Here is a 15,103-nt window from a genome sequence, read left to right as displayed (position 1 = left end):
TTCCGCCAATTTCACCAACAACAATAGGAGACGATCATGAACACCTTTGGCGGGTGCGACCGGAAGCGAATCTCGGGCTTCCTGGGCAACACCCTGAACCTGGATGACAAGCTGGAATTCCTCCTGCACCTGGACACCTGTTCCTCCTGCTGGAATCAAATCTATGCAGCGACGAAGGCCCGGTATCAACAGGACACGAATGTCGTTCAACCGAAGCTCAAACACCAAGCCCCGATTCGCGCCCGCGCCGTTCGACGCAAGCGCCGTGCCAAGCGGGCCGTCTAGCCGGCGACGGTGCTTCTCCCCGGCTGGTCCCGTGCGACCCCGCTCGCCGTTCTTTAGGGGAGCTTTCTTTGACAATTGGGGCGGAAAGATCTATACCAATTGGGCGAACGGAACGGGAGAGGAACCGAAGTGATCTGGTTGAGTTTGGGACTTTTGTTGGCAGGCACGTTGATCATGACCGTGGTGGGCTGGTCGAGCAGAACCGGCCGCCTCGCCACCCTGGCGCACCGGGGTGGGGTCGTGTTGCTCCTGGCCGGCATGGCGATCGCAATGATCGCCATTTAGGACGATTTGCGATGGCGCTGGAGCAGATCCGCGACGTCGAATTGCTGGGCGACGGTGTCGTCTTCCAGTATCTGGTCTTCTCCCTGCAGTTGGAAGGGGCGACCAAAAGGATTGCCCGGGCCTCCAACTACATCAGTTCCGGCGTGGACAGCGAAGAGGCCCTGATCCGCTGGACCCTGCAGGACCTGGAGGACTCGGGTTTCCTGGAGGCGGGCGGAGAGTTCACGGTTCAGGGCGGAGGATCGCTGGCACGCAATCCCTACTACGGGACTCTCACTCTATTCGGCAAGAACACGGCATATGGCGCGGACCCGGATCGCGAATCCCTGGCTCAGACCTTCAAAGCGGCATTCCCCGACTACGAGGTCGCCTGGTTCGGTCCCGACGTGGCGCCTCCCCCCAAGGCCAGGCCCAGGGTGAAACGCCGCCGTCCGGCGAAACGGCGCCGGCCGTTGAAACGCCGCCGGGCCAAATGAGATAATGGTTTCGACATGCAAGTCGACGCTCTGAAAGACAGCAGCACCGTCAAGCGCAACGACAAGCGGAAGCGGAAGCCGGCGCTGGTTGCCGTCATCAACGACTGTTGCACCGGCTGTTCCGGTTCGCCGGCCTGCGTGGACTACTGCCCCATCGAGAACTGCATGATCTGGATCCCGGACGACGACCATCCCCCCTTCGGCCGGATCGAGGTCGATCCCCTGCTCTGCATCGGCTGCAAGCTCTGCACCAGCAAGGGCCCGGAAGGAACCTTCCTGGACGGATGTCCCTGGGACGCCATCGACATGGTGGCGATCAAGAGCTACGAAGGCAGTCACGGGTCGCTGCCCTTCTGATCCCCCGTCCCGCTCTCAGGTATCTTTTCCTCCCGATGGATTGACCTCTTGAGAATGGCTTCGCGGGTCAGGTGCGCCTGGCTGCGAATGCTCTCGTTCTCCTCGCCGGCGCCCAGATAGAGCTCGATCAGCTCCAGATCCTCCTCCGTTCCCACCAGATAGAGGGCCCGGAGCGCCTCCCAGAGGTGCACCGGATCCGGCAACAAGACCATCAATTCGGCGCCCGCATCGACCCGCCGTCCATCCTCGACCAGACTCGCCGCCGTGCCGGCAACGGGGACCTGGACCGCCACGGACACCTCCCCCTGTTCGATTTCCGCCACCGGGGAACCGCTTCGGATCTCGTCGTCCGCCTCCACCAGCAGACGGAGTTGTCCCGCCCGGGGACTCTCCACGACCCAGGGCCGGAGCATGGACCGCAACTCGGGCCGTCCCCGGCCATCGCCGAAACGGACCAGGGAAAGGGCGGCGTTCCGGCGAACCAGGGGGTTGGAGTCTTTCAGAAGCTCACCCAAGCTCAGACGGAAGGCCTCCGCCGAGGCATCCTGTCCCATGAGCCAGGCGGAGAGGTTCCGGATTTCCGGCTGGTCATGTCCCGCCAACTCCATCACCCTCGGGTACCATCTCCGCGCTTCCGGGTCCCCTCTGCCCATCCTTTCTCCCAATTGGGCCAATCCATGCTGCATCCGCCTGGCACTGGTCTCGTCGTTGAGATACGCCTCCAGCTCGGCGTCGTCGAGGGCGCGTCCGAACCAGACATCGTGCCAGAACATTCCCGGAACCAGGACGAGGGCCAACAGGGAAGCGAACACGAGAAGATGGGTCTTCAGGGAAACTTTGCCGGCGCCGGATCCCTTATCGGGCATAGAGATGATAGAGCATGACGTAGATGATCACGCCGGTGACGGAGACGTAGAACCAGATGGGCAGCGTCCAGCGTGCGATGCGCCGGTGGGACGGGAAATCCTCCCGCCACGCCCGGACCAGGGTTACGGCCGCCAGCGGGATCACCGCCGCCGCCAGTACCGCGTGGGTCACCAGAATCGACAGATACAGGGTCCGGATCCAGCCCGTCCCGGGAAACCGGGTGGACCCGGCGTGATAGTGGTAGATGACATAGGAGACCAGAAACAGCGTCGAGACGCCTACCGCGGCCAGCATGAAAGCCTTGTGCGCCCTCACCCGGCCCCGGCGAATCATGGCATACCCCACCCCCAACAAAGTGCCGCTGAGGGCGTTGAGACCTGCATTGAGCGCCGGCAGGTCCGAAATGTTCATCAGGCCAGGCCCCGCAGCCCGGGCCGGCGGACCAGCCACAGGGAGACGCCGAAGACCACCAGAACGAAGAGCAGCGTCACGGCCAGGGACGCGGTGAAGGAGGGGAGACGGATTCCCAGGTTGGGAACCTCCGAGTGGAGAGCATGCCAGAGCAGCGACACCTCGTAGCTGAGGGGGTTGATCCGCATCAGGTACTGGATCCAGGACGACGCCCCCGAGAAGGGGAAGAGGGCGCCCGAGAGGATCCACATGGGAACCAGCATCAGGTTCATGACGGCGTGAAAGCCTTGAATCGACTCGCTCTGCCAGGCGATGACGAAGCCCAGGCCGGTCAGGGAGAGGGCGATCAGGGCCATGACGGCCATCATCCACAAGATCTGTTCCAGGCCGAGGGAAATACCCGCCAGCGGCGCCAGAAGCAGAAAGATGAGACCCTGCAGGAAAGCCAGGGTCGCCCCTCCCAGGATCTTGCCCAGGACCACGCCCGCCCGGGAGACCGGCGACACCAGGACCGAGAGCAGGAATCCTTCACGGCGGTCCTCGATCAGGGAAATGGTTGAGAAGATGGCCGTAAACAGGAGCATCAGCAGAATGGTCCCGGGATAGAAATAGACCAGGTAGTGGAGGTCATCGGGCGCCGCCGCCGGACGAAAGGATTCGCCGACTCCCGATCCGATGAGGATCCAGAAGACCAGGGGAGTGCCCAGGGCGCCGACCAGCCGTCCCCGTTGGCGATAAAAGCGAAGGACCTCCCGGCGCCACAATGTCGCAACCGCTTGTGACATGACTCGTGTGTTATATCAGCCCGCCGCCGGCGCCGCCACGCCATTCGGCTGGCGGACCGGGCATATTTTCGAGAGAATGACGTCAGATCTCCGTGGGTGGCTTCGCCGGCAACCGAAAACGATCCTGGCCGCAAGGAGATTCAGAGTGAGCAGGAATGAGAATCTGAAACCTGCCGAACGAAGACGCCTTTTGTCGCAACAGTTGGCCGTTATGCAGGAAGAGGGCAAGAGGATTGTCTTCCAGGGCGACTATCAGGCCATTGTCGCCGACGGCACCCCGGTGAACCACATCCTTCATCTCATGCTCAGTTTTTTCACCATCGGCCTGTGGGCCATCATCTGGATGCTCGATATCTCATTCCACAAGGAATCCAAGGAGTTCGTCAGGGTGGACATCAAAGGGAACGTGACCGTTTACGACATTTGACCGTCTTCCCGATCCGGCGAACCCCATTCCGACCGGAAAGGCCTGCCTTCAACATGAAACTGAAAACTCTCGCCCTGGTGACGGCGTTTGCGCTCCTGGCGACGTCGAATACGGCTGCCCGGCAGGACTCCGGATCTCCCCATGTCCACTTGGGGCCATTGGAATCGGAACCCCCGCTGCAGATCGGCAACCGGAAGCAGCTTCTGGTGGACAACCACGTGCTCGCCGCCTGGTACAACGTGAAGCGGGTTCAGGCCGTGCTCCGGAAACATCCCGCGAACCCACTGATGGAGGCGGATGCCCCCTGGGAGGAGACGGCCCGGAAGAGCTGGGGAATCCAGCTCGGCACCGCCATCTACGATCCCCGGGACCGGAAGTTCAAGATCTGGTACCAGATCGAGCAGCATACCGGCGGCAACGTGGCCGCCTACGCCGAGAGCGAGGACGGCGTGACCTGGGTGAAGCCGGACCTGGGACTGGTCCGCTACCAGGGAACCATGCGCAACAACGTCCTGCGCCACTCGGACCACCTGGGGAACCGTCCCCTTGCCGGCGCCATCCGGCTGATCCAGGACCCGAGAGAACGGCCGCCGGAACGCCGGTTCCTCACCTGCGGGGTTCCTCCCTACCACCGGGACGGGGGCAAATTCGGAGGCTGGAACGGGATGGCCTACAGCGCCGACGGCCTCACCTGGCACCAGATGCCCGGCGGCCTTCGAGGCGGAGGCGGGGGCGGGAATCCCAGCATCGTCTGGGACGAGAACCTGGAGAAATACGTGCTGTTTCATCGGCAACTGACGGAGAAGGCGGATCCCGAGACCGGCACCGGTCCCCGCTACATCGTCCGCCAGGAGAGTCCGGACCTGGTGAAATGGTCTCCGCGGCAGACGGTGTTCCATCCCATGAGCGAACGTTGGCCCGAAGTGGAGAGCATGCAGGTGATCCGCTACCAAGGAGTCTACCTGGGGCTCCCCTCCATGCTGGACAACTACGTGAGGGGAGACGTGGAGCAGCACCTGATCGTCAGCCGGGACGGGTATCGCTGGGACCATCCCTTTCCCAAGGAGGCATTCATTCCCCAAGGGGAAGAGGGGAGCTGGGACGACCGGATCATCTGGTGGCCCTCCATGATCGTGCACGGGGAGAAGATGCTCTTCTACTACGCCGGCGCCCGCTACAACCATGGTTCCAAGAACGTTCCCCTGGACCGGCGCCAGATCCGGATCGGGTTGGGTTCGGTGCCGAGGGACCGGCTCATGGGTCTCCGCAACCGGGAGGTTCTGGAGGGCAAGGGGGCCTTTCTGACCCGGCCCATCGTGGTGGAGGGGGACGAGCTGCTCGTCAACGCCGACATCGGCGGGGAACTGCGTGTCGAACTGGTGGACCCCACGGGGAGGCAGTTCGACACCGGGAAGAAGGTCCACATGAGCCACTACATCGGCGCCGCCGAGCAGAAGCTGGAAGGCTTCCGGCGCGAGGACTGCGACGTGATCCGGGGGGACGAGCTGGCCCACCGGGTGACATGGCAGGGCCGGTCGCTGGCCTCCCTCAGGGGCAAGGCCGTCCGCCTGCGGTTCCTGTTCCGGGACGCGACCATCTGGTCGTTCCAGGTGGCGGATCCCCGGAAAAGTGTCCGGTAGCGGACACTTTGTCCCGGAAACGGACAGCTGAATACTGTGACCGGTCGTACTGGTGTTCCGTAACCTCTTGACTTATAGCGAGATATAGATCTCGTCCCACCTTGGCACTCCGATTGCTGGGTTGTTCCGCATGAACATCCCAAGTCCGTTCGCCGTTCACCGACGCGGAATCAAATGCACCTACGATCCGCTTGCGGGGATCGTCCTTCCGATTTTTCTCGTGTTGACCGTGCCATTCTTGCGAGCTGGTCCTCTAGAGAAAACGGCCATTGATCAGGCCCAGTCAGAAATGCCAGCGATCGATCGGCCCGAGTCGTGGGCGGACCGGATGCGCCGGGAGAGGCAGGTGCGGGAGTTGAGCGTCAAGGACGCCATCCGTCTGGCGCTGACCAACAACCTGGAGATCGCCATCGAGGACTACAACGAGGATCTGAACCGCCAGAATATCTTCAGAAGCAAGGGTTTCTACGATCCCCGGCTGCGGGTCGAGATGGGCTGGACGGCCACCGAAAACCCGGCCCGGTCCATCCTGGACGCCGGTCAGGGAATCCCGGTGAACACCACGGGCCTCATCTACTTCGACACGTCGCTGGTGCAGAATCTGCCCAACGGAAGCAGCCTCACCTTGAACTTCAACAACAACCGTTTCAGCACTAACAGCGCCTTCTCCTTCATGAACCCCTCCTTCGGTTCCAACTTCGCCGTCTCGTTGCGCCAGCCGCTTTGGAGGGGATTCCGCAAGACCCAGACCAGGCGCGAGCTCATGCTTTACAACCTGGAGACGGAGATCAGCGAAAGCCAGTTCCAACAGAAGGTGTCGGAGATCGTGCAGCAGGTGCAGAACCAGTACTGGGAGCTGGTGTTCGCCATCCAGAGCTACGAGGCCATTCGCAAGTCCATGGAGTTGGCCATCATCCAGCATGAGAACAACCGGAAACGGGTCCAGATCGGCGTCATGGCGTCCATCGAGATCACCGCCTCCCGGGCCGAGGTGGCCACGCGCGAGCAGGAGATGATCCAGTCGGAAGTCCGGATCATCACCGCCCAGAACGGACTCAAGCGCCATCTGGCGCCGGACCCGACGGCGGCCATCTGGAACCTGACCCTGATCCCGACTCAGCTTCCACAAGTCCAGGATCTGGCCATCACCCTGGATGAGGCCATCGCCAGGGCCATGGAGAGGCGTCCCGAGCTGGAACAGAACCGGCTGCTCCGGGAACAGGTGGAGGTGGACCGGGAGTATTACAAACAGGACGGCAGGCCTACCGTGGACCTGGTGGTAGGCCTGACCAATACGGGACGGGCCGGCGAGATCTTCGCAAGCGAGTTCGTGGATACGGACGGAGACGGCGTCCCCGACACCCGTTTGCAGAACGTTCCCCAGCCGTCGAATCCGTTTTTCGGGGGCTTCGGAAATTCGTGGGGTCAAGTCTTCGGGTTCGACTACGTCAACTACACTCTCGGCGTCAGCATGGAAATTCCCCTGAGAAACCGTGCCAACGAGGCGGAGAGGGCCAGCCTGCTGATCCGGGACCGCCAACTCGCCAGCCAGCGCAAGAACCAGCAGCAGATGATCATCGTGGAAGTCCGCAATGCCTACGAGAGCATCGCCACCCAGAGGAAGCGGCTGGAAGCGGCCCGTGTTGCTCGACATCTCTCCGAAGCCCAGTTGGAGGGCGAGAACAAACGTTTCCAGGCCGGATTGTCCACCAACTTCGAGGTGCTCCGGTATCAGCGGGACCTGAGCCAGTCGCAGGTGCAGGAACTGAGGGCGCGGCTGGACTATCAGCAGGCCGTGACCGACTTGGAAATGGCCATGTACACCATTGTCGACAGCAACGACATCGTGCTGGCCCGCCGTGATTAGACGGGAGGCTCTCCGGTGGTTGAGCAGCACTACATCCCGCCGGTCCTAAGGCATCCGAACCGTACTGATCTGTATTTTTTCTACGTACTCGATGTCCTTTTCTCCTTCAACGTCCAAGTGTCCGATACCGGACACTTGATCCCGGAACCGGACACTCCGGATCTCGGGCTCAAATATCCGCTTTCATATAAATCATTTAATTACATACATTTGACTCTTTCCCTAAACTTGGCACACTGATTGCGAGGAGATACAGCATGGACATCCAAAGACCCTTCGCCGCCCGCCGACGCAAAATCAGACACACTCTTTACCTGCTGTCGGTGATCGTCTCCATTGCCGCCATCAGCGCGGGCCTTTCCCGCCTGGAGCCGGCCGCTCCCCGTGTCGACCGATCCACCCTCTGGATGGGGGAGGTCAAGCGGGGCGAACTCACCCGCCGCGTTCGCGGCCTGGGCAAGCTGATCCCCGAGATCATCCGCTGGATTCCCGCCGCCACCGAGGGCCGCGTCGAGCGGGTCCTGATTCAACCGGGCGGACGGGTCACTCCCCAGACGGTTCTCCTGGAATTGAGCAATCCCGAGCTGGAGCAGCAGGCTCTGGATGCGGAGAGCCAGTTGAAACGAGCCGAAGCGGAGATGGCCCATCTCCGGATCCAGCTCGAAAGCGAGAAGATGCAACGCCAAGCCGACGCCGCCAGCGTCGAGTCAGATTATCTGGAGGCAACCCTCAAGGCGGAGGCGGACGCCGCTCTGCTTCGCGAGGGCCTGGTCTCGGAGATGGATACAAAGATCAGCCGAAGCAAAGCCGAGGCCCTTGAGACTCAACGTCTGCTTGAAAAGAGAAGGACGGACATCTTCTCCAAATCTCTGGAGGCCCAACTGGAGGCCAAGCGGGCCGAGGTCGAGCAGCGGCGTCTGCTCCACTCACTGCGGAGGAGCCAACTGGAGTCTTTGCGAGTGCGGCCCGGAATCTCCGGCGTGCTTCAACAGGTGGAGGTGGAAGTCGGCCAGCAGGTCACCCCGGGTACGAACCTGGTCCGGATCGCCGAACCCAGCCGGCTCAAGGCGGAGATCGAGGTCGCGGCGACCCAGGCACGGGATCTGGAGGTGGGTCAAAAGGCGGAGATCGACACCCGCAACGGCGTCGTCCCGGGACGAGTTTCGCGGATCGACCCTGCAGTGAAGGAAGGGCTGGTAACTGTGGACGTGGCGCTCGCGGGAGAGCTGCCCCGGGGGGCGCGTCCGGACCTCAGCGTGGATGGAACCGTGGAGCTGGAGCATCTAGCCGATGTCGTCTACATGCCGCGGCCCGGCTTCAGCCAGGAGGACGGCTCGGCCAGCCTGTTTCGGATGGAAGCGGACGGGATTCATGCCCAGCGGATCCGCGTCGGTCTGGGGGCCAGCTCTGTCAGCGAGATTCAAATTCTGGAGGGCCTGAACGTTGGGGATCAGGTGGTGCTCTCCGACATGGCCCAGTGGAAGGACCATGACCGGATCCGGTTGGAGTAAATACAAGGATCAGACCAAGGAGAAGAATCAATGGATGGAAACACGGAATGGCTGATACGGATGAACGGGATCACTAAGATCTTCCTGACGGAGGAGGTAGAGACCCATGCCCTGTCCGGGGTTCACCTGGGAGTGAGGCAGGGGGAGTACGTCTCCGTTGGCGGCCCTTCGGGCTGCGGCAAGTCGACTCTGCTCTCCATCATGGGACTGTTGGACGCTCCCACAGCCGGGGAATACTACCTCCACGGCCACCCGGTTGCGGACCTCACCTTCGCCCAGAGGACCCACCTGCGAAACCGGGAGATCGGATTCATCTTCCAGAACTTCAACCTCATCGGCGATCTCCGGGTCTTCGAGAACGTGGAGTTGCCGCTGACCTACCGCAATCTGAAACGGGCCGAGAGGCGGAGGCGCGTGGAGGAGTCCCTGGAGCGGGTTGGCATGTCCCACCGGATGAACCACTACCCCACTCAGCTCTCGGGCGGTCAACAACAGCGCGTGGCGGTGGCGCGGGCGTTGGTGGGACGACCGGCGATTCTCTTGGCGGACGAACCCACCGGGAACCTGGATTCCAGGAACGGCGGAGCCGTCATGGAACTTCTGGGAGAGCTGCACCAGGAAGGATCGACCATCTGCATCGTCACGCACGATCCCCGCTATGCCGAACACACCGAGCGGACGGTGCACCTTTTCGACGGGCAGATCGTCGACGAGGACGAGGCGGCGTAGAAACATGATTCTGTGGATCTGGGAGACCAAGCCATGAGTGGAGAACCGCAACCGACCTCACCCAAGGATCACGTTTTGCAAGGAAACGAATCACGACGACGTTTCGTTCTCTTACTGGAGGACATCGTTCGGGACCTCAGGCTCTCATTTCGAACGTTGACTAGGAATCCCGGATTCACAATCGTCGTGATTTTGACCTTGGCCCTGGGAATCGGAGTGAACACGGGGGTCTTCACGCTGGTCGATAATGCCTTTTTTCGTCCGTTACCTGTCTTGAATCCCCATCAGATCGTAAGCTTCGGTTCATTCACGAAAGGACGGCCAAATCGCGACAACCAGTTCTTTTCGCACGCCGCATTTCGCACGATCCAGGAATCCAACGAGGTCTTCTCCGGGCTGATTGCCCACAGCGGGTTCACGGTCCACCTGAGTGCCGATGGATTTACGGAGAGGCTTTGGGGTGGATTGGTTTCGTCCAACTATACGCATGTCCTCGGGATAGAACCGGGCATCGGCAGGGGGTTTCTACCGGAGGAGGGACAAGTCCCCGGGCGCAATCCGGTGGCCATGATCAGTGATCGCCTCTGGCGAGATCGGTTTCAAGGGAGTCGAGATATTGTTGGAAAAACTGTACGAGTGAACGGTCATCCACTCACTCTGGTGGGAGTCATGCCCGCCGAATTCAAAGGGATCTTAGGGGAGCCAGACGTGTGGGTGCCTACGATGATGCAGCCCCAAGTGCTGCCCCCGAATCGTCTCGACGATGCCGACTACGCTTGGTTGAGAATGATCGGACGACTCAACCCCGATCTCAATTTGGAAAGCGCTCAATCCAGTTTGGCTGCCGTAGTCTCTCAATTGGAACTTGAAGATCCCGGGTGGAAGGATCGAGTCCTGCGCTTGGCCCAAGGACACTGGGGAACGAGGGGCGACGACGCGCGGTCCCAAATCCGGATCTCGGGGATCATCCTTATTGCGATCATGGGCTCTGTGCTCTTCATCGCTTGCACTAACGTCGCCAATCTCCTCCTCTCCCGTGCCATGGGAAGAAGGAATGAAATGGCCATTCGGTTGGCCGCAGGCGCCAACCGGAGTAGCTTGGTGCGCTACCTCCTCACCGAGACCACCATGCTCTTTCTGGCCGGAGGCGCTGCCGCTGTTCTGGTAGCACCCTGTTTTATGGCAATGACGAGCTTACTCTCGCTCCCCAGCCATCTCATTCGGCCGGATCTTCTGAACTTCGGACTGGCACTGGACAATCGCACGCTGTTGTTCACCCTGCTCCTCTCATTGTCGACAGCCATGATCTTTGGCCTCGCTCCAGCAGCACAATCCAGCCGAATCGACCTGTTCTCGGAACTCAAAGCCACAGGGGCGGCCCGTGGCGGCCGGTCGGTTCGCTGGCGGAACCTTCTGGTCATCCTTCAGGTGACCTTGTCCTTTACGTTGTTGGTGGCGGCCGGACTCTCCATCCATACGCTCGACCATCGACTCGCTCTGGATCCGGGTTTCGATCCAGAGAACGTGGGCACACTTTCCGTTGACGTTGCCACCCAAGGGTACGACGAAACTCGAGGAGCCCTGTTTCTGCGACAACTTCTGCGACGGATCGAGACGGCACCGGGAGTGGAATCCGCGACTCTGGCGCGATTCACTCCTGCCGACGACCGCTATTTCAGCACTTCCATCCACAAGAACGATGAGGAACGGATTCAGGTCGAAGTCAATTCCGTCGGCCCCGGATACTTCGAAACAGTCCGTATCCCCCTGATAAGGGGCCGCGATTTTCGCTGGACAGACGATCAAGACTCCAGGCAAATCGCCATCATCAGTCAGCCGGTGGCCGAACAATTCTGGCCCGATGCCGATCCAATCGGAAAACGGATCTATTCCGAATCAGATAGCTGGGAGGTGGTCGGCGTCGCTCGAGAGGTCCGGGGGCGCCAGCTCGGCGCCGCCCAAAATCCACATGTGTACTTTTCGTTGCTCCAGCGGTATCAGGGCACTTTCACTCTCATGGCTCGATCTCCGCAACAACCGACTTCCGCCATGGTTGCGACGATGCGCCGGGCAGTGCAGGAAATGGACAACGATCTGCCGACCTTCGGCGCAACATCCTTGTCAGCGGCGATTGCGGAAAGCGTTGCCCCATGGCTGTTCTTGAACTTACTGTTGGGCGCGTTCGGGGTTTTGGCCCTCACCCTGGCCTCGGTTGGCCTGTACGGAGTGCTCTCGCGCTCGGTCATTCGACGGACCCATGAGATCGCGGTTCGGTTAGCCCTGGGGGCAAGGCGGGACCACACGGTTTGGCTGATCCTAAGACAAACCCTGGTGACAGTGGCCATCGGTCTCTCCATCGGCATTGGCTTGGCATTGAGTTTGGGTCAACTGATGGGTGTTTTTCTTCCCGGATTTGACTTGGGCGATCCGGTGACGTTCGTCGTCGCCACACTAGTAATTCTGGCTGCCTCCCTGCTGGCATGCTGGGTCCCTGCCTTCCGAATCACCCGGCTGGAACCCATGGAAGCGCTGCGTCATGAATAATGGTGAGCAGATCTGACAACGAAGAAGATGGTCGGAACCCGTTCCAAGAGACCCAGTGTCTTGATCGCCGATGATCAGGCCGACGTGATTCATTCCCTCCGGCTCCTGCTGAAGAGCGAGGATTACGAGATCACTACCGCCGACACTCCCGCGCGCGTCCTGGAGTGCGCGCGGCGTCTCGACGTCGACATCGTCCTGATGGACATGAATTACGCCCGGGACACGACTTCGGGCCGGGAGGGACTCGATCTTCTGACAAAGTTGCTGGCGGTGGACGGATCGCTACGCGTGGTGGTCATGACTGCGTGGGGCACAATTGACCTGGCTGTGGAAGCCATTCGGCGCGGTGCCCGGGACTTCATTCAGAAACCCTGGGAAAACGAACGACTCCTCACGGTCTTGAAGAGCCAGATCGAGCTTCGGCAGGCGCTACGGCAAGGCCGCCGTCTAGAGGAAGAGAACCGGGTCCTCCGCTCTCGACAACACGTTCGTCTTATCACACAGTCGCCGGTCATGCGGCCTGTCCTCGATCTGATCGCCCGGGTAGGACCTTCCGACGCCCAGGTGCTGATCACCGGCGACCACGGCACCGGCAAGGAAGTGGTGGCCCGAACTCTGCATTCGGTCTCCGCTCGCGCCTCAATGCCTCTAGTAGCCGTCAATCTGGGAGGTCTCTCTGAAGGTGTCTTCGTCAGCGAGATGTTCGGCCACGTCAAGGGTGCCTTTACCGACGCCCGCACAGACCGGATCGGACGCTTCGAACTGGCCGACGGAGGAACGCTGCTTTTGGACGAGGTCACCAGCATTCCCGTAAGCCAACAGGCCAACCTCCTCCGCGTCCTGGAGAGCGGAGAGATGCAGCGTGTCGGCTCCTCCCGCACCAAGCACGTCGACGTGCGGGTGCTGTCGGCCACCAACGCCGACCTGAAGCGGGAGGTGGACCGCGGCCGGTTTCGGGAGGACCTCCTGTTTCGTCTCAACACGGTGGAGATCCGCCTGCCGCCGCTTCGGGACCGGGGTGAGGACGTCCTCCTGTTGGCCAACTACTTTCTGGGCCGCTACAACCAGAAGTACCGAAAGCGGCTGGACGGATTCAGCGAACCGGCACTGGCCGCCCTGGCTCACTACTCGTGGCCGGGAAACGTCCGGGAGCTCAGCCACGTGGTGGAGCGCTCCGTCCTGCTGGCCCGGGAGTCCTCCATTTCGGTCGAGGATCTGAGCCTGCCGGCGGACTCGCCCTATTCGAATCCGCTGGAGATGATGACCCTGGAGGAAGCCGAAGGCGTCCTGATCGGCAAGGCACTGTCCCGCGCCGGCGGCAACGTGAGCCACGCCGCTCGAAGTTTGGGGCTGAGCCGAACCGCCCTCTACCGGCGCATAGAAAAACTCGGGCTATGAACCGACTCGGCTTTCAGGCGCGGATCGTCTTGATCTCTCTTGCCGCCGGCCTCCCCTCCTGCGCCGCACTGCTGGTCCTGCTCTGGACCGGCGATCACGATCCCCCAGTGCGCTACGGCCTCTCGCTGCTGGCCGTGGGAGCCCTGGCGGGCGGCCTGATCCTGCTGTACCGGAAGTTGACGTTTCAGTTTCAGACACTTGCCAACGTGGTTTCGGCGATTCGAGAGGGGGACTTCTCCATCCGGGCCCGGAGTGGAACCGACAAGGGGCTGGGCGAGTTCGCCGCGGAACTGAACATTCTGGGCGAGGTCCTACGGCGGCAACGCCTGGGAGCGGTCGAGGCGGCCGCCCTGCTGCAGAAGGTGATGAAGGAGATCGACGTTGCGGTCTTCGCGTTCAATGACGGATGGCGCGTGCGCCTCATCAACCGGGCCGGGCAGAGGCTCCTAGGAATTCCGGAAAAGCAAGCGTTGGGCAAGTCGGCGGCAGAGCTGGATCTGAAGGACTGCTTGAAAGGTGAGCCGGTCCAGACGCTCCAAATCCAATTGCCCGGGGGGAGCGGCCGCTGGGGAATGCACCGGATCGTGTTTCGCGAGGAGGGTCGGCCCCATCACCTGGTGGTCCTGACGGATTTGAACCAGACGCTCCGAGAGGAGGAGCGGCAGGCCTGGCGCCGGCTGATCCGGGTTTTGGGACATGAATTGAACAACTCGTTGACCCCCATCAAGTCCATCGCCGGCAGTCTCGAATCCCTCTTGGAGCAGGACCGCTCGAATACGGACCGGGAACAGGACCTGAGGGAGGGTCTCGGCGTCATCTCCTCCCGGGCCCAGGCGCTGAGCCGGTTCATGGGCGCCTATTCCCGGCTCGCCCGGCTACCGGCCCCGGACAAGCGCCCAGTCTCCATCGAAGACTCGGTTCGCAAGGTGGTGAGCCTGGAGACCCGGATGCCGGTGGCGATTCGAGACGGCCAGCCGGTCCGGTTTCGGGCCGACCCGGATCAATTGGAGCAGTTGCTGATCAACCTGGTTCGGAACGCAGTCGACGCCGCGACGGAAACCGGCGGGGGAGCCAGCGTCGGCTGGAGACGGATCGGCGACCAGTTGGAAGTCTCCGTGGAGGACGAGGGAAAGGGACTGGCCGACACCGCCAACCTGTTCGTCCCCTTCTTCACCACCAAGCCCCAGGGGAGCGGCATCGGCTTGGTCCTGGCTCGGCAGATCGCCGAAGCCCACGGCGGCTTCCTCAGCCTGACCAACCGAAGGCAGGCGCCGGGCTGCAGAGCCGTGCTAGTGTTGCCCGTGGCGTAGGCGGTGAGGTTCCAGCCCGACATCTCCACCCCCCCTCCAGCACGCAAACTGCTTTCCTGACTTCGACGGTCTCGAACTGTAAGCTATTGATTTAATTATGCAAGTGTTCTCAGAGTACACTACAGGCCTGGGAAACGGAGAGCGGCGCGGGGTCCAACTCTAGCCCAAGTTTACCGTGTTGGATGAGAGATCTCATCTAAGTTATTTCTTT

General features: G+C 61.6%; 15 protein-coding genes. 12 read left to right on the top strand and 3 right to left on the bottom strand.

Annotation, left to right across the window (positions count from 1 at the left end; all coding sequences use genetic code 11):
- Nucleotides 1-36: 36 nt before the first annotated feature.
- From OXT71_15395 to OXT71_15380, 4 genes are all read left to right on the top strand, one after another.
- Nucleotides 37-285 carry a zf-HC2 domain-containing protein gene (locus OXT71_15395; protein MDE2927778.1) on the top strand — a complete coding sequence of 83 codons (249 nt, stop codon included), beginning with the start codon at nucleotides 37-39 and terminating at the stop codon, nucleotides 283-285.
- A gap of 129 nt (nucleotides 286-414) precedes the next feature.
- Complete coding sequence (locus OXT71_15390; protein ID MDE2927777.1) at nucleotides 415-570, top strand: hypothetical protein; 156 nt, start codon at nucleotides 415-417, stop codon at nucleotides 568-570.
- A gap of 11 nt (nucleotides 571-581) precedes the next feature.
- Nucleotides 582-1,046 carry a hypothetical protein gene (locus OXT71_15385; protein MDE2927776.1) on the top strand — a complete coding sequence of 155 codons (465 nt, stop codon included), beginning with the start codon at nucleotides 582-584 and terminating at the stop codon, nucleotides 1,044-1,046.
- Nucleotides 1,047-1,061: 15 nt separating this feature from the next.
- On the top strand, nucleotides 1,062-1,403 hold the full coding sequence (locus OXT71_15380; GenBank protein MDE2927775.1) for a 4Fe-4S dicluster domain-containing protein: 342 nt from the start codon (nucleotides 1,062-1,064) through the stop codon (nucleotides 1,401-1,403).
- Here the strand turns inward: OXT71_15380 and OXT71_15375 are convergent.
- Genes OXT71_15375 through OXT71_15365 form a run of 3 tightly spaced genes read right to left on the bottom strand, consistent with a single transcriptional unit; the run spans nucleotide 1,382 to nucleotide 3,466 of the window.
- Nucleotides 1,382-2,215, bottom strand: coding sequence for a hypothetical protein (locus OXT71_15375; GenBank protein MDE2927774.1), 834 nt, complete (start codon nucleotides 2,213-2,215; stop codon nucleotides 1,382-1,384). The two genes, OXT71_15380 and OXT71_15375, sit on opposite strands and share 22 nt — an antisense overlap.
- A 43-nt stretch (nucleotides 2,216-2,258) precedes the next feature.
- On the bottom strand, nucleotides 2,259-2,681 hold the full coding sequence (locus tag OXT71_15370) for a DUF420 domain-containing protein (GenBank protein MDE2927773.1): 423 nt from the start codon (nucleotides 2,679-2,681) through the stop codon (nucleotides 2,259-2,261).
- A complete protein-coding gene (locus OXT71_15365) occupies nucleotides 2,681-3,466 on the bottom strand; it encodes an ABC transporter permease (GenBank protein ID MDE2927772.1) in 786 nt (261 codons plus the stop codon). The genes OXT71_15370 and OXT71_15365 overlap by 1 nt, the downstream gene beginning before the upstream one ends.
- 145 nt (nucleotides 3,467-3,611) lie before the next feature.
- Here OXT71_15365 and OXT71_15360 point away from each other — a divergent pair, with 145 nt between their 5' ends.
- From OXT71_15360 to OXT71_15325, 8 genes are all read left to right on the top strand, one after another.
- Complete coding sequence (locus OXT71_15360; GenBank protein ID MDE2927771.1) at nucleotides 3,612-3,893, top strand: hypothetical protein; 282 nt, start codon at nucleotides 3,612-3,614, stop codon at nucleotides 3,891-3,893.
- 53 nt (nucleotides 3,894-3,946) lie between these two features.
- A complete protein-coding gene (locus OXT71_15355) occupies nucleotides 3,947-5,533 on the top strand; it encodes a hypothetical protein (GenBank protein MDE2927770.1) in 1,587 nt (528 codons plus the stop codon).
- Between the two features lie 289 nt (nucleotides 5,534-5,822).
- Nucleotides 5,823-7,400, top strand: coding sequence for a TolC family protein (locus OXT71_15350; protein MDE2927769.1), 1,578 nt, complete (start codon nucleotides 5,823-5,825; stop codon nucleotides 7,398-7,400).
- Nucleotides 7,401-7,657: 257 nt separating this feature from the next.
- On the top strand, nucleotides 7,658-8,911 hold the full coding sequence (locus tag OXT71_15345; GenBank protein MDE2927768.1) for an HlyD family efflux transporter periplasmic adaptor subunit: 1,254 nt from the start codon (nucleotides 7,658-7,660) through the stop codon (nucleotides 8,909-8,911).
- Between the two features lie 30 nt (nucleotides 8,912-8,941).
- Complete coding sequence (locus OXT71_15340; protein MDE2927767.1) at nucleotides 8,942-9,640, top strand: ABC transporter ATP-binding protein; 699 nt, start codon at nucleotides 8,942-8,944, stop codon at nucleotides 9,638-9,640.
- A 33-nt stretch (nucleotides 9,641-9,673) separates the two neighbouring features.
- Complete coding sequence (locus tag OXT71_15335; GenBank protein ID MDE2927766.1) at nucleotides 9,674-12,184, top strand: ABC transporter permease; 2,511 nt, start codon at nucleotides 9,674-9,676, stop codon at nucleotides 12,182-12,184.
- 27 nt (nucleotides 12,185-12,211) lie between these two features.
- Nucleotides 12,212-13,582 (top strand): sigma-54 dependent transcriptional regulator, encoded by a 1,371-nt coding sequence (locus OXT71_15330; protein ID MDE2927765.1) that lies wholly within the window; start codon nucleotides 12,212-12,214, stop codon nucleotides 13,580-13,582.
- Complete coding sequence (locus OXT71_15325; protein ID MDE2927764.1) at nucleotides 13,579-14,892, top strand: ATP-binding protein; 1,314 nt, start codon at nucleotides 13,579-13,581, stop codon at nucleotides 14,890-14,892. Before OXT71_15330 ends, OXT71_15325 begins: the two co-directional genes overlap by 4 nt.
- The last annotated feature ends 211 nt before the right edge of the window (nucleotides 14,893-15,103 follow it).

It is taken from the genome of Acidobacteriota bacterium (assembly GCA_028874215.1).
Lineage (GTDB): Bacteria > Acidobacteriota > UBA6911 > RPQK01 > JAJDTT01 > JAJDTT01.
This window is presented reverse-complemented; position numbering and strand designations above follow the sequence as displayed.

Excerpts from the sequence above, each read along its gene's own strand:
- OXT71_15395 (MDE2927778.1), top strand. The coding sequence starts at position 37 with ATGAACACCTTTGGCGGGTGCGACCGGAAGCGAATCTCGGGCTTCCTG.
- OXT71_15385 (MDE2927776.1), top strand. The coding sequence starts at position 582 with ATGGCGCTGGAGCAGATCCGCGACGTCGAATTGCTGGGCGACGGTGTC.
- OXT71_15380 (MDE2927775.1), top strand. The coding sequence starts at position 1,062 with ATGCAAGTCGACGCTCTGAAAGACAGCAGCACCGTCAAGCGCAACGAC.
- OXT71_15370 (MDE2927773.1), bottom strand. The coding sequence starts at position 2,681 with ATGAACATTTCGGACCTGCCGGCGCTCAATGCAGGTCTCAACGCCCTC.
- OXT71_15365 (MDE2927772.1), bottom strand. The coding sequence starts at position 3,466 with ATGTCACAAGCGGTTGCGACATTGTGGCGCCGGGAGGTCCTTCGCTTT.
- OXT71_15355 (MDE2927770.1), top strand. The coding sequence starts at position 3,947 with ATGAAACTGAAAACTCTCGCCCTGGTGACGGCGTTTGCGCTCCTGGCG.
- OXT71_15350 (MDE2927769.1), top strand. The coding sequence starts at position 5,823 with ATGCCAGCGATCGATCGGCCCGAGTCGTGGGCGGACCGGATGCGCCGG.
- OXT71_15345 (MDE2927768.1), top strand. The coding sequence starts at position 7,658 with ATGGACATCCAAAGACCCTTCGCCGCCCGCCGACGCAAAATCAGACAC.
- OXT71_15340 (MDE2927767.1), top strand. The coding sequence starts at position 8,942 with ATGGATGGAAACACGGAATGGCTGATACGGATGAACGGGATCACTAAG.
- OXT71_15335 (MDE2927766.1), top strand. The coding sequence starts at position 9,674 with ATGAGTGGAGAACCGCAACCGACCTCACCCAAGGATCACGTTTTGCAA.
- OXT71_15330 (MDE2927765.1), top strand. The coding sequence starts at position 12,212 with ATGGTCGGAACCCGTTCCAAGAGACCCAGTGTCTTGATCGCCGATGAT.
- OXT71_15325 (MDE2927764.1), top strand. The coding sequence starts at position 13,579 with ATGAACCGACTCGGCTTTCAGGCGCGGATCGTCTTGATCTCTCTTGCC.